Origin of the sequence: Paenibacillus sp. 2TAB19 (genome assembly GCF_052115185.1) — a bacterium.
Lineage (GTDB): Bacteria > Bacillota > Bacilli > Paenibacillales > Paenibacillaceae > Pristimantibacillus.
Map to the genome: position 1 here is coordinate 66,333 of NZ_JBFRGE010000013.1, position 14,098 is coordinate 80,430.

The 14,098-nt window shown below is 51.6% G+C and carries 9 protein-coding genes; 1 reads left to right on the forward strand and 8 read right to left on the reverse strand.

Going from position 1 to position 14,098, the window contains the following annotated elements:
* Positions 1-54: 54 nt before the first annotated feature.
* From spoIID to AB4Z33_RS08330, 7 genes are all read right to left on the reverse strand, one after another.
* Complete coding sequence (spoIID, locus tag AB4Z33_RS08300) at positions 55-1,317, reverse strand: stage II sporulation protein D (RefSeq protein WP_442049479.1); 1,263 nt, start codon at positions 1,315-1,317, stop codon at positions 55-57.
* A gap of 134 nt (positions 1,318-1,451) precedes the next feature.
* A complete protein-coding gene (locus AB4Z33_RS08305; RefSeq protein ID WP_442049480.1) occupies positions 1,452-2,642 on the reverse strand; it encodes an ABC transporter permease in 1,191 nt (396 codons plus the stop codon).
* Positions 2,584-3,351: an ABC transporter ATP-binding protein gene (locus AB4Z33_RS08310; RefSeq protein ID WP_442049481.1), complete on the reverse strand. Its 768-nt coding sequence runs from the start codon at positions 3,349-3,351 to the stop codon at positions 2,584-2,586. The genes AB4Z33_RS08305 and AB4Z33_RS08310 overlap by 59 nt, the downstream gene beginning before the upstream one ends.
* Entirely contained in the window at positions 3,348-4,946 is a 1,599-nt protein-coding gene (locus tag AB4Z33_RS08315; RefSeq protein ID WP_442049482.1) for an efflux RND transporter periplasmic adaptor subunit, read from the reverse strand. Before AB4Z33_RS08315 ends, AB4Z33_RS08310 begins: the two co-directional genes overlap by 4 nt.
* Before the next feature lie 710 nt (positions 4,947-5,656).
* Positions 5,657-7,066 carry a UDP-N-acetylglucosamine 1-carboxyvinyltransferase gene (murA, locus tag AB4Z33_RS08320; protein ID WP_442049483.1) on the reverse strand — a complete coding sequence of 470 codons (1,410 nt, stop codon included), beginning with the start codon at positions 7,064-7,066 and terminating at the stop codon, positions 5,657-5,659.
* Between the two features lie 293 nt (positions 7,067-7,359).
* The gene (locus AB4Z33_RS08325) at positions 7,360-7,623 is read right to left on the reverse strand and encodes a DUF1146 family protein (protein WP_442049484.1); all 264 of its coding nucleotides are present in this window, start codon (positions 7,621-7,623) and stop codon (positions 7,360-7,362) included.
* A 39-nt stretch (positions 7,624-7,662) separates the two neighbouring features.
* Positions 7,663-10,683 (reverse strand): S8 family peptidase, encoded by a 3,021-nt coding sequence (locus AB4Z33_RS08330; protein ID WP_442049485.1) that lies wholly within the window; start codon positions 10,681-10,683, stop codon positions 7,663-7,665.
* A gap of 254 nt (positions 10,684-10,937) precedes the next feature.
* Between AB4Z33_RS08330 and AB4Z33_RS08335 the strand changes: the two genes are divergently transcribed.
* Positions 10,938-12,134: an acyltransferase family protein gene (locus AB4Z33_RS08335; RefSeq protein WP_442049486.1), complete on the forward strand. Its 1,197-nt coding sequence runs from the start codon at positions 10,938-10,940 to the stop codon at positions 12,132-12,134.
* Between the two features lie 398 nt (positions 12,135-12,532).
* On the opposite strand, the gene AB4Z33_RS08340 is transcribed toward AB4Z33_RS08335, so the two are convergent.
* Positions 12,533-14,095, reverse strand: a complete 1,563-nt coding sequence (locus AB4Z33_RS08340) for an NADH-quinone oxidoreductase subunit N (protein WP_442049487.1) — start codon at positions 14,093-14,095, stop codon at positions 12,533-12,535.
* Between the last annotated feature and the right edge of the window lie 3 nt (positions 14,096-14,098).

Genomic DNA, 14,098 nt, shown 5'->3' on the forward strand with positions numbered 1-14,098 from the left:
CAGAACTGCTAGGTTTATACGTGAGGTGAATACTAATTTTTGAAAGATTATAGACTATGACCTTTGGGCCAATTGCGCCGATAGCTTGGAAGCTTGTTCGACTGTCGTACTAGAGTAGTAGTGGCCGAGGATAGCGGCCACGTCCGCCCCTTCCCGAGCCATGCCGTTCGCGCCCCATTGGCTCATGCCGACACCGTGTCCGTAGCCATAGGTCGTAACCGTAATGGAATCTCCCTTAACGCTCCACGTGAATTGCGAGGAAGCCAGCTCTAGCTTCTCTCTTACCTCGCGGCCGGTAAACACTTTATCGCCTATACGAATCTTGCTAATGCGATTGCCTTCCGTTCGCTCTATGACGCGAATGGATGACTTCGCGAACCCTTTTCTCTTAACACCCAGCTTCTTATGAAACTCGGTTAGCTTAAGCTTCACCGTCTCTTTATATTTAGGCGAGATCGCCTTGTCCCACGGACTTTCCACACTGCGCAAATAAGGAATCGGCTGTGTCCAATAGTCTTCCGAGTTTTCCGTATAGCCGTTGCTCGTTGAAAAAAAAGCCGCTTCTATCGGTTCTCCCTCATACGTAATGACCAGACCTCTCGTCTCATCAATGACTTTGCCAAGCTTGGCCATATTCGCCTTGCGCTCCGCCTTCGCCCATTGCCCCTCCAGCTTCGCCAGCGGCGTATACACTTGATGCTGTACCGTATCGGTTACGTCCGCGCCATGCAGGGACATATCGGTATCATCGCCTTGTCCTTGTATCAGCCGTCTGACTATATACGTTCTGGCGGCAATCGCCTGCGCCTTAAGCGCCTCTATCTCGAAATCGATAGGCATCTCTGCCGCGACAACGCCGCGCACGTACGTTTCGAGCGGCACGTTCTCGATGCGCTTCTCTTTCGTCAGATAGATATGAATGATCAAATCATCCAGCTCGCTTGACGTTTGCGGAGCGGCAGACGTTACATCTTCTTGGTCTGAAACGTTCTGTTCCTTGCCGATATCATCATTTTTTCCGTTTGGCTCATTCTTCCGCGCAGCTGCCTCATTCTCATTGGTGCGCCGCTGCAGTTGGGCGGCTGTCTCCGTGATACGACTTGCCGCCTGTTCCTTGATTGATGATTGTTGAAATTCGGCCAGACCGGTATCAGCGTAACCTGCGGCGGACGCCGCACGAAGCTCATTCAGCGATAGCTTAATCAGCAGAATAGAAGCTCCCAACATAGCTCCAATACCGAATAGAGCTAACCATCGCTTGACCGATTGCCGGCGCAACAACGATACGACCAGCTGTGTTCTTATCTTTGGGCTCATGCGCTCTCCTTCCACCTAGGCCGGTGAGAGCGAGCATGCTGGCGTTATTGATCCTATCGCTTATGCCGCTCTCTTAAATCGACCCTGATGGTTCATTCTATGAGAACGAATAATAGGGTAGAACCTCTTGTCTCCTAATCGTAGCGAAGGGCGTCGACCGGCTTTAAGCCAGCTGCCTTATTCGCGGGCAAATAGCCGAATATAACGCCGACGAGGGCGGAGAACGCGAAGGACAGCAGTACCGTATCGCCCGGCACTTCCGTTTCCGTATGCATAACCTGGCCGATGACGAATGAAGCCACGTAGCCAAGCCCAATTCCAAGGGCGCCTCCCAAACCGCTTATGCAGACAGCTTCTACGAGAAACTGAAACAGAATATCGCGCTTCTTGGCGCCAAGCGACTTGCGTATGCCAATCTCGCGCGTCCGCTCGGTGACTGATACTAGCATAATGTTCATAATGCCTATGCCGCCAACAATAAGGGAAATAATAGCGACATAGATCAATTGCCTATTCATTGTCTCGTTAACCGAGTTCAATGTCTCCATCGCTTCCTCTTGATTGAAGACGCGGTACGCGTTTTCGTTGCCTCTGAACTTCTCATAGAGTACCGCCTCGATTGCCGTGACGGTCGCGGACATGAGATCAGTGTCGGTGACAAGCAAATTGATTGTCGTGACGCCGCTCGTTTGAAATATTTTTTGCGCTGTCGTAATCGGAATCAGTATTTTCTCGTCGTTAGAGCCCGCGATAGACGTTCCTTGCGATTCGAGCAAGCCGACAATCGTAAAGTTATAGCCGTTGATCGTTATTTTTTTGCCAACGGCCTCCGCCGGATTCTCGCCCTCTTCCTCGAATAGGTCGGTCGCCGTATCTACGCCGATCAGCGCTACTCTTGAAGCGTTATTAATATCCGGCGATGCAATGTAGCGGCCGTCCTGCACAGGAAAATCTTTAACCTGCTCATAGGCGGGCGTAATTCCCTCTACGCTAACCGATACTTGCGTCTTACCGTACTTCGCATACGCATTGCTGCTCGTTACAGGCGCAACGCCTTCGATGTTCATGACATCTCCAAGCTCGTTCGCTTCATCGACCGTTAGCGATGTTACCGTCCCGCGTCCTGTAATGGTAGCCGACAGCGAGTTCGGGCTGCCGAGTGATGACACCTGCTCGGCTACCTCGTTGGATGACGCCTTGCCCATCGCAACAAGCGCAATGACCGTCGCAACGCCGATCAATATCCCGAGCATCGAAAGTATCGTTCTAAGCTTGTTCGATAAGACGCTCTTCACGGCCATTAACAAGCCTTGCGTAAGCTTCATCGTCATTCCTCCTTCCGAGCTCCGTCAACACCCCGTCCCGGATGACGACTGTACGTCTGGCCCGCTGGGCCACCTCCATATCATGCGTGATAAGAACGATCGTCTGGCCCGCTTGGTTCAGCTCCTCCATCATGTTCAACACTTCCATGCCCGTCTTGGAATCGAGCGCGCCAGTCGGCTCATCGGCAAGCAGCATAGGCGGATTAGTCGCTAACGCACGCGCGATTGCAACCCGCTGCTGCTGTCCGCCGGACAGCTCGCTMTGCCGATGATGCAGACGGTTGCCAAGACCGACTCTCTCGAGCGCTTCCTTGGCCAGCTGCTTGCGTACCTTGCCTGACAACCCGCGATAGATGAGGGGCAGCTCGCAGTTTTCCAGCGCCGTCAGCTTCGGAAGCAAATGATAGCCTTGAAAAATAAATCCGATTTTTTTGTTTCTCATCACGGTCAGCTTATTGTCGCTTTGGCCGTTCATCTCTGAGCCTTCCAGCTTGTAGCTTCCTTCGCTTGGCGTATCTAGACACCCGATGATGTTCATAAGAGTCGATTTGCCTGACCCCGACGGACCGACGATTGCTAGAAACTCGCCATGCTCGACCCTGAGCGAGACGTTGTGCAGAACAGTCGTTTTCTCCCGTGCCATCATATAATACTTCGTTACGCCTTCCATCTCGATTAGTGGTATGCTGCCATGATCGTTTCCGCTCATCGCATGCCACCGCCGCCAGCACTGCTGCGTACGGTTCCACCGCCGCCGCCCATTTGCATTTGGAAGCCTCCACCGCCGAAGCCGCCTCCCGGGAAGCCTTGCATCTGAACATTCGTTTCTTGCTGACCGCCACCCATGCCAGCCGTTCCGGAAGCAACAGGGATAAGCACGCTGTCACCTTCATTGACTCCCGATACAATTTCAACGAAGTTTTCGTTGCTAAGACCCGTCGTCACTTCGACAAGTTGTCCGCCGAGCGTCAACGTTTCCATCATCGCTTGGCGCATATTTTGACGTTCGCTTGATCCCGCGCCGCCTCCGGTTCCCCCAGTTCCGCCAGCACCGCCCGTCATGCCTTGTCCGCCGCCGCTTGGCCGTTGACCTGTTCCTGCAGTCGCGCCACTATCACCTGACGTGCTTTGTCCGCCGCCGGAAGCCGCTCCATCGCCTGCCGGTGCTTCAGCATCAGTCGTGCCCTTCGTCGCTTCACCCTGCGTATCGCCGCTTGCCGGCGCTTGACCGCCTTCGCCTCCAGGGGACGCTCCGCCTTCTGGAGGTTGACCGCCGCCTTCACCCATTGGCCCGCCTTCGCCTGACCAATCTCCTTGTCCGCGTCCTCCCCCCGTCTGTCCACCGCCAGCCGCGGCTGCGCCATCGCCAGTCGACGGTATGCGAACGAATGATTTGCCGCCCATCTCAACAACCGCATTTACCGGCACGAGAACAATATCTTCTTTGGACTCAATCGTAATCGCGGCTTCACCCGACATGCCTGCCATAACCCCTTCAATATCGTTCAGAAGGATGCTCACCTCGAAGGAGGATGAGCCGTTGCTGGACGAGCCTTCGCGCGCAATCTCCGACACAGTCGCATCAATCGTACGGTCGGCAATCGAGCTAAGCGTAATATCAACCGCTTGGCCTACCTTAAGCGACGGAATGTCGAGCTCATCGACTGATGTAACAAACTCCAGCTTCGTATAGTCAACGATGGTTGCTATCGTCGTATTCGCTTGAACCTCGTCTCCAGCTTCAATATCGAATTCCGTAATCTCGCCTTCGATCGTTGCTGTTACCGTCTTCACCTGCTCGTTCTGTTCTTCATAAATGTCTTGCAGATCGTCATTCAGATCTGCCAATTCCGAGTTGGTGTCCTCGATGCTTTTTTGTATTTTTTTCTTCGTTTCCTCTTCGTCTTCCGTACCGATTGCTGCTTTATAATCTTCTTGATACCCTTCAATCGTATCCTGCAGCTTTTCCTTATTTTTCTCGATCGTTTCGATCTGATCTTCATAGTCGTCCGAATCCTCGAACGTTACGAGCGTTTGGCCCGCCTTTACTTTATCGCCTTTTTTCACATGCACCTCGGCGATCGTTCCGCTCTTGCCGGCGGTCAGCGTTTCGCGAGAATTCGCGGCAACCGAACCTGTCCCGCTAATTTGATTCACGATCGAGCCCTTGGTCGCCGTAACCGTCTGGGCTACAGGATCTTCTCCCGCCGCTTCCTTGTCCTTCGCAAAATAATAGTAATACGCTCCCGCTCCGGCCGCGGCAAGAATGATAACGATGCCTAGCCAAATCGTCCACTTCTTCATTTGCTTTACGCCACCCTCCATCAGACTTGATCGAATAGACTATAGCAAACGAAGATGAACGGGAAATGAACAAGCCGCATGAGACAGTTATCCTTTATCGGCGCATAAACAAGCGTAAAAAGCTTTCGCTACGCATGAATCGTTAGCTGCTTCTTTGCACCGCTCGTTTCTGTGCCGTCTTTGTCAGCATAAGCTTTCGTTTCGCGGAGAAATATAGGCATAAGGATAAGAGTGAAACTTGGCCGTGATCCGTTAAGGACCCTGGCGACACTATTAGGCCACATTCCAATCCTATTGCATGGTTGCGGACCGAGGAGACCCTATCGGTTCCCTTTCTTAACAAACTCATGCTGATTGTCTCAGATAGGGTCCGCTGAGTCCGTAATAAKAAGAAACGGAGGAGAAAATCGCAATAAGGGACTTTATGGTCCGCACTGCGACCAAAAACCTGCTTTTGCATCGATGGGGAGCAACTAGATGTCATGATACCCTTCGCACACCAACTAGGAGACCCGCTCCGCGGATCCACATTACCGAAACCTCTCTGCCTCTTCTATAACCACCGTTCGTATACAATGACGTTCGATTATTTACACGTTTAAAAAAAGAGGACATCTTGCCCGCCAGAGGTTTATTGCTTCCTCATAACGGACAAGATGTCCTCGCTTTATTTTGATTCAATTACGTTTAGTTGGTTCGACTCAAAACGCTTAAGCCCAAGTCGGCTGAACCTTAAGTACGGCAACCTCTTTCTCCCGCTTGTAGCTCGCAGCCTGTTCATGCTCCGATACAGCTGACGTAGCAACAACCGCAGTCGCTCTTGCAGCGACTGCAACCGGTGCAGGAGCTGATTGCTCGTTCTCCGATTCTACGCGGAAGATCGTAGCGCCCAGTGCGGCTAGCTTGCCTGTAATATCGACGTACCCGCGGTCCACATGATGCAGTCCCGTAAGCTCTGTCTCGCCTTCAGCGCGAAGCGCCGCGCAGATAAGCGCCGCTCCCGCGCGTAAGTCAGTCGCACATACCTTCGCGCCTTTAAGCGGCAATCCGCCGCTTACAATAGCGGTACGCCCGTCTACTTTGATCTGAGCGTTCATCTTCTGGAATTCTTCAACGTGCATGAAACGGTTCTCGAATACGGTCTCCGTCACCACGCTCGTACCTTCCGAAACGAGAAGCAGTGCCATCATAGGCGATTGCATATCGGTTGGAAAGCCTGGATGCGGCAAAGTTTTTACATCGACCGATTTCAACTCCGCACCTGCGCGAACGCGAATGCCATTGTCGCTCTCGGTAATCTCGACGCCCATCTCTTCGAGCTTGGAGATGACCGGCGTCAAATGATCGGCAATTGCGCCTTCCACGAATACGTCGCCGCCAGTTATCGCTGCTGCAATCATGTACGTGCCCGCTTCAACGCGGTCAGGGATAACATTATGCGCTGCGCCGTGCATTTTATCCACGCCTTCAATACGGATTAGACCGGTGCCGGCACCGCGCACCTTGCCGCCCATGGCGTTAATATAATTAGCCAAGTCGACGATTTCCGGTTCTTTGGCTGCATTTTCAATGGTGGTCGTTCCAACCGCTAGTGCGGCTGCCATCATAATATTCTCCGTTGCGCCCACGCTGGCAACGTCGAGGTAAATCTTCGCACCCTTAAGACGGGTCGGCGTGCTTGCTTCAATGAAGCCATGACCGAGCGTAATCTCCGCTCCCATCGCCTCAAAGCCCTTCAAATGCTGATCGATCGGACGAGTTCCAATCGCACAGCCGCCTGGCAGCGAGATACGCACTTTGCCTACGCGGGCAAGAAGCGGTCCCATGACAAGGAACGATGCACGCATTTTACGAATGAGCTCGTAAGGTGCCTCGATTGAAGTAATAGCTGGCGCTGATATGCGCATCGTTTCATTATTATAAGTTAATTGTGCGCCCAATGAAGCAAGCACCTTCTGAATCGTCATAACGTCATCGAGGAGGGGTACGTCATAGATGACGCTGTCTCCTTCTGTCGCCAATAATGAGGCCGCTAGAATGGGAAGCACGGCATTTTTTGCACCGCTAACGCGGACCGTTCCCTTCAAACGCTGACCTCCGCGGACGATAATTTTGGTCATCTTATGGTTCCCTCCGCGAACTGCAATTTCTATACCCTCTACGAGCATATAATGGAATTTCTCACTACAACTAAACTTCATCTTATCATTCATCTACATGAATCGACAAGCGCTAAATTACTTCCATTTTATTCTTATCCGTCTTTGGTCCTAGATCGGATTTTCGCCTTGCCTGCCTATCCTGCTTTACCAAAAAAAGTAATCCATTTTCACGTTGGGATCTGCTTGTGCTTCGTGCTCCCCAACTTATCTTATCGTCATTTAATACCCATTGTTGACATCTTTCGCGACTGTTATTCGACAAAGCTGCGAAGCATCGTTGTGAAGCTCCAATATTCCAAAATAAACTTGGCGAACAAGTGTCCCAAAATAACCGCAACAACCACTTGAAACATCCTTGCCTTTGCATTGCGGGGATGCTTGAAGAACGTTTCCCACTTTACCTCCTGCAGCAGCGTCCACACCAACATAATGCTGATCAGAACAACAATAATAGAGAATAACCCGGTAATGCCGGTCATCCGCTGCGCCTCATCGAATACATCATAATTTTCCATAGCTACCCCTTCGCTTCATCCCTCGATCTCTTAATCGGCTTAGTTGCTCAGCAAATGATACAGAAGTACCGAATATTCGGCCCTGCTCGCTTGCTGCTTTGGTTTGAATTGGTTATTCTCTATCCCTTTGATTGCACCGTTCCCCTTAAGCGCGATCAGCATGGGTGCTGCCCAGTGCGCTCTGCTCACATCCGCGAACGGAGCAGCGAGCGGGATTCTCGGCTGCACACCGTCCGCATAACCGATAATAATAGCCATTTCTACGCGCGTTATCGGCTGATCCGGCTTAAAGCTTCCATCGGGGAAGCCTTTTATCCAGCCCTGCTGTACCGCTTTGGCTATTTCGTCATAGGCCCAGTGCGAGGCTGTAACGTCCTTGAATCGCTTCTGGCCGTTGTTAATGCTCCCGCTCGGCTTATAAGCCTTCACAACCATTGCTGCCGCCTCAGCGCGGGTGATCGCCCGCTTCGGCTCGAAGCGATAATTGCCTGTTCCGTTTATGATGCCAAGCTGACTTAACGCGGTTATTTCTTTTTGAGCCCAATGATTTGAAATATCGCGGAAGCCTCCGACCAGCGCCTCCGACTTGATTTTGAAACGATAATATTGGCTGTCTGACGGAGCGCCTGCAGATAGCTTCACATAATAAATGCCCGGCTCAAGTATGAGCTCCGATGTCTGCAGAGAACCGCTCTGCCCGGTTGAAGACGTTGTTAGACGCGACATCCGCTTATCGTAGGCTTCCAGCTTCAAATTTATGGAGGACGGAACGCTTGAGACGGCCATCGATACGACGCTAGCCTTGCTCACACGAAATTGAAACCAATCCAAATCGGTTTTGCTGCCTATTACACCTAGATAATCCGTACCCGGATTTACCATAAATGACTCATACGATTTGTCGTTTGGTTCATTCGGATCTTCGTACTTAGGCGTATATTCCAGCTTCAGCGTATATGTACCTATGACAGGACTTGCTTCGGATGAGATTGCATTGTGGACACGAATATAATATTTCCCTAGAGCGACGGTTATGACAGGAGACTGCTCCGTTTTCCCTTCACCCTCATCATCATACAAGAGCAACTGATCACCTGCGCGCTGTATAGCGAGGCCCGGATCAATTCTTGCTGTATCCGTGCTTAATACAATCTTTAGTTTACCGCCTTGCGTAAAAGATACAACATACCAGTCGCGATCAGCGGTTTGATGAAAGTTGCCAACGACGGTTTGTGTCCGAGGTTGAAGCGTATAGGCTTCATAAGATTTATCGTTCGACTCGTAAGCATCCTGTTTTATTATAAAAGAGGAAGTCAGCATATACGGTAAATCTAAAGTACTATATTTATTCATCAACTCAACTCGAATGAGATGCGCACCCTTCTTCACATCGATATCGATCGAAGTGCTTGCCAGCTTCGTATCGTAGATCATCTGCTGCTGACCGTTAAAATATTGATAAATCCGTACAGGCTGCACCGCTTTGCCCGCTTCAACCATACCTTTGTAATCGATCTTTAGCGTTCCGTCACTCGGCATGTCAACGCGGTACCAGTCTTGGTCTTCTCCGTTCTCAAGCGAGGCGGTGATGCTCGTGCCTAGCTGGAATCGCTTCGCCGTCTTGCTCGTGTCATTCGGTTCGTATATATCCATTACGACATTCGCGTTAACCGCTTTATCGATCTGCAGCAAGCCATAACCCGACTTGCTGTCGACGCCTGCAGTACCGATATCCTTGGCCGTCTGCCGCAGAAGAGCCCTTACCCGGTAAGGCTTCAAATCTGGATTTTGAGCCCAAATAAGACCTGCAGCCGCAGCTACTTGCGGCGCCGCCATCGAGGTGCCCTCTTCCCGCTTGTAGAGCCCGCCCATGCCCGTTGTGAACACGTTCCATGGCGCCATAATATCAAGCTCAGGTCCCGGATTAGAGCGTGCGTCAACTGTTCCATTCGGTTTAATGCCGCCAACTGCGATTACAGTCGGGTAGGCGGCAGGATATTTGACAGCCGCCTTTGTGCCGTACGAAACGCCGTCATTGCCTGCCGCTGCTACGAGCAGTACGCCTTTGGATTCGGCATACTCTACGATATCGAGCATGTAAGGCGAGTAGCGGTGCAGACCAACCGATAGGACGACAATCCGAGCGCCGCTCTTAATCGCATACAAGATCGCGTCGCCAAGCTCCTCTTCCGTCCCGTCTCCGCGATTATCGAGCGCCTTGATAGGCATAATCTTCGCCTTCCATATTATGCCCGCTACGCCTTTGCCGTTATTGCTCTCGGCCGCAATAACGCCGGCCACGCTGGTGCCGTGGCCGTTGTCGTCGTTGGGCGGAAGCTTCGGATCGACCAGATTGACGCCGGGCACCAAGTTATTGATTAGGTCGGGATGATCAAGATCGACGCCCGTATCCACGATCGCTATCGTAAGCTTCGTCTGCTCGCGCATTGTCTCCCACGCTTTAACCGCGCCGATCTGAGCCAAGTAAGGCTGCTGTGCGTATTCAGGGTCGTTCACCGTCACTTTTTGCCCGGTGAACAAGGGGGGGCTGGAGGGCGCGGATAAGGCTTTCGTATCCGCGCCATCATTGCCGCTGCCTGGCGCCGGCGTCTGCGACGCCTCCGGCAGCGCAAGAGCGTGCACCCGGCTGTTCGGGTGCACATATTCGACGCCCGGCTCGCTTAGCAGCCGGGCGAGCCAAGCTTGCACGTCCTCGCCGCTGTCGCCGGCGGGACGCACGACATCGACCGCCGCCTCGCTTTGGCGGCGGAGCACCTCTGTCCCGCGCAGCTCATGCGCCAGCGCGGGGTCGCTCCACTTGAGCAGCCAGCTCTGCGGCTGCTCTTCAGCGGCGACAGCGTCGCCGTCGGCCGCGGATTGCGGCGCGGCCTCCAGCGGCGCTGCCGCCGCATGGCGAGCGAGCCCTGCGGGGGCTATGCCCCCGAGGGCGACGCTCGCAAGCAGCAGCGCGAGCAGCGATTTTCGCGCATAAGCGCGCACCGCTTTATATCTGATTGTCGCTAATTGCTTCAACGTTCGTCCATTTGGTAATATCATCATATTCTGCCTTTTTATAATATTGGCCGCATCTATTTGGCATACTGAAGCAGCATCCTTGATCAACGATACGGGGTTTCTACATATAAGGGTTACTACATAGAACATATTCGATTCCAAACCGTTAAATCCCTTGCAGATGACCGACAACGGTCCAAAAGACCTATGAAGTTCTTTACAATATCCAAGCCCCTAGCCTTGTGTTATCATTAATTAGCGCCATTAACCGCACACCGTGATTAGAGGAGGAAGAAGGTTTGAGCAATAATAATCGCATAGAATCGCTCGACTCGCTTCGAGGAATTGCTTCAATGATCGTTGTTATTTTCCACTGTTTAATTGCTTTCACCGTTTTTGAACAAGCCAATTTCAATCGTTTCGACAACGATTTTCTCAAATATTTCACAATCACGCCTTTGCATACCCTCTGGGCAGGCAGGGAAGCCGTTCTATTATTTTTTGTGTTAAGCGGCTTTGTCCTTGCAATTCCCTTTTTCGAGGGCAAAACCCAGTCCTACGGAGCGTATGCGATAAGACGATTCTGCCGCATATACATTCCTTACATCGTTCTTATGCTAGTATCGGCGCTGCTATTAACCATCTTTTTGGAACACAAAGATATTCAAGGATTAAGCGCCTCCTACGATAACCGTTGGAATCATCCCGTTACCCTTAAAGCGATCGCCTCTTACTTTCTGATGGAGAACTACGATACGACGAATGTGAACGGAGTCGTGTGGACGTTGTTCCATGAGATGAGAATATCGTTAATTTTACCGCTCTTCCTTCTAATAATAAGGAGATTCAATTTCCTCAGCGCCGCCATCCTGTCGCTAGGCTTAAATGTGCTTGTCTATTTGGCGTTGGATAACTGGGCCGCCGTTCTGGATGAAGGTCGTCTATTAATTATGGTAAAAGCCGTTAGATGGAGCATGTATTACTGCACCTGCTTCATACTAGGAGCGCTGCTATCTAAATATCGGAATAAACTGCCTAGACTGAAAACCATTTATACGGCTATTCTTGTGGCAGTCTCGCTCGTATTGATCAATTGCCGCTGGATGGTTGTCGTCTTCCAAGTGAAAGATCAGAAAATAACGGACGTTATAACCATTGCCGGCATCCTGCTGCTGTTCGCGGCCGTTCTTTCTTCGGACCGCCTAAATGCCTTCCTTTCCATAAAGCCTTTAACATGGCTCGGTAAAATTTCGTTCAGCCTGTATTTGGTTCATATTCCGGTTATGATGATGATCACCATTTTGCTGGGCAAAATTATACCGATTGAAGCGGCTTTCATTCTCGTTCCGATCGTAAGCCTTCCTGTCGCCCACTTCACGTACAAATTCGTGGAGCTGCCGAGCAACAAGCTGGGAAGGTCAATTGCGAAAGTAATCGATCGAAATCGAAATTCATCTCGTAAGCAGGCATCCGGCGATATTGCAGAGTCAATATAATCACGTCAGCCATTTAGATTCCACCTCGCGATGGACACCCTTGCCTTAGGCTATGGATGGCTACTACTGCCTTCTCCATTTAGATATTCAGATCGCACATAATAAACAGAGGCTGCCCCGGTCCAAAACCGGTATACAGCCTCTGTTTTTTCTGCGACTTGAACAAATTAACGGGAATTTCTCCCGTTACTTCGGGGTTCCCCGCCTACTTTCGAACAAATAGATGGAATTCCTCCTGTTAATATCACCGCTTTTCAGCCAGATGGGTACTTTCGCTGAAATTAACGTGAGAAACTCCCGTTATTCCACATTTCCGCTTGATACTCTGCGAAATAACGGGAGGAATTCCCGTTATTCCAACAGTAACCAGACTAATGTGTGACGTTGATTGAGCTTCTTTATTCCAATGGAATAAGCAGATCCACCTTCAAAGAAATTACCGACTCGATCCCTTCCATCACCACTCCTGGGAATAAGCCTAACACCAGCGTAGCCGCCACGCACATCCAGATCACAATGCCCGTAGTTGCAGGCACCTTGATTTCATCCTCCTCGCTCGAGCTGCGCATGAACATTTGCCGGATGAAGCCAAAGTAGAAGTAGTAGGAAATGACGCTGCTCACTACCATTATCGCTACGAGCCAATAAGCCTTTGCATTAGCTGCCCCGATCAGGATGAACAGCTTGCCGAAGAAGCCACCCGATATGGGCAGTCCCGCCAACGATAACAGAAGCACGACCATCGCGACAGCCGTCCACGGCGCCCGGTAGTACATCCCAGCAAAATCTTTCATTTCTCCTTCGCCYGGGGTACGGCTTACTGCCGTCAACACGGCGAAGGCGCCGACCGTCATGAACAGATACGCGATCAAGTAATAGATAAATTCGGAGAAGTTACTTCTATGTACGATGGTAATCGAGAGGCCGATCGGCACGAGCAAATATCCGGCATTGGCTACGCCGGACAAAGCAAGCAGCCGCTTCACCTGCTTCTGGCGCAGCGCCGCCGTTGTGCCTACAAGCATACCGGCAGCCGCCAGCACAAGCAGCGCAAAAAATACGTCCTTCGTTATATACGCATCAAGCCCCGTCGTCGCAAAGTAAGCCGTATTATACATGATGCGGAAGACTGCGGCCAACGCCGCACCTTTGGAGACGACAGCGAGGAAAGCGGCCACTGGCGTCGGCGCCCCTTGATAGACATCCGGCGCCCATGCGTGGAACGGCGCTGTCGCGATTTTCAACCCGAAGCCTGCAAGGATGAAGAAGAAGCCTACATACAGCAGCGCCTTGAAGTCTTCTATCGCCTCTGGAATCGCCGCACCTATCTGTCCCAGATCGACCGATCCCGTTACCCCGTACAAATAAGACATTCCGAACAAAATGAAAGCAGACGAGATGCCTCCCGTTACGAGATATTTGAAAGCCGCCTCTGCCGATTTGGACGACTTTTTCCGCATGGCAACCAATATATAACTCGTAATGCTCAACAGTTCAAGTCCAATATACAGGGAAATAAGATTGCCGGAAGAGGCCATCGCCATCGCGCCTACGACCGCAGGCAGCAGCAAGTAAAAATATTCCGCCCGATCCGTAATCGCGTCGTCGTCCTTAGTAGAGCCGATAGCGAGCAGCACGATAAGCGCAGCACCCGCTAGAAACACAAGCTTGAGCAGACTGCTAAAGTCGTCTATGCGGTAGCTGTTCGCAAGCAGCTCAATCGTCTCCGCCGCTGCGTCCCCTCCGCTATTGCGATCAAGCAGCTGCCAAATCACAAGCCCCAGCGATAGAAGCAGCGAGCCTAACGTCAGCCAGCCTCCAATCCATATCCGATTCATCCGCTTCGGCAGAAGGAGATCCAGCAGCACGATCATAACGAATAAGGCGGATAACGATAATTCAGGGGCAAGATGGAGCATATCCGCCCATGTCAGCGGTACTAAAGAATCAGCTTCATGCATCGT

Bases quoted from the DNA above. Each gene is read 5' to 3' on its own strand.
- AB4Z33_RS08325 (WP_442049484.1), bottom strand. From the start codon at position 7,623: ATGGAAAATTATGATGTATTCGATGAGGCGCAGCGGATGACCGGCATT.
- AB4Z33_RS08305 (WP_442049480.1), bottom strand. From the start codon at position 2,642: ATGAAGCTTACGCAAGGCTTGTTAATGGCCGTGAAGAGCGTCTTATCG.
- AB4Z33_RS08330 (WP_442049485.1), bottom strand. From the start codon at position 10,683: ATGATGATATTACCAAATGGACGAACGTTGAAGCAATTAGCGACAATC.
- spoIID (WP_442049479.1), bottom strand. From the start codon at position 1,317: ATGAGCCCAAAGATAAGAACACAGCTGGTCGTATCGTTGTTGCGCCGG.
- AB4Z33_RS08315 (WP_442049482.1), bottom strand. From the start codon at position 4,946: ATGAAGAAGTGGACGATTTGGCTAGGCATCGTTATCATTCTTGCCGCG.
- murA (WP_442049483.1), bottom strand. From the start codon at position 7,066: ATGACCAAAATTATCGTCCGCGGAGGTCAGCGTTTGAAGGGAACGGTC.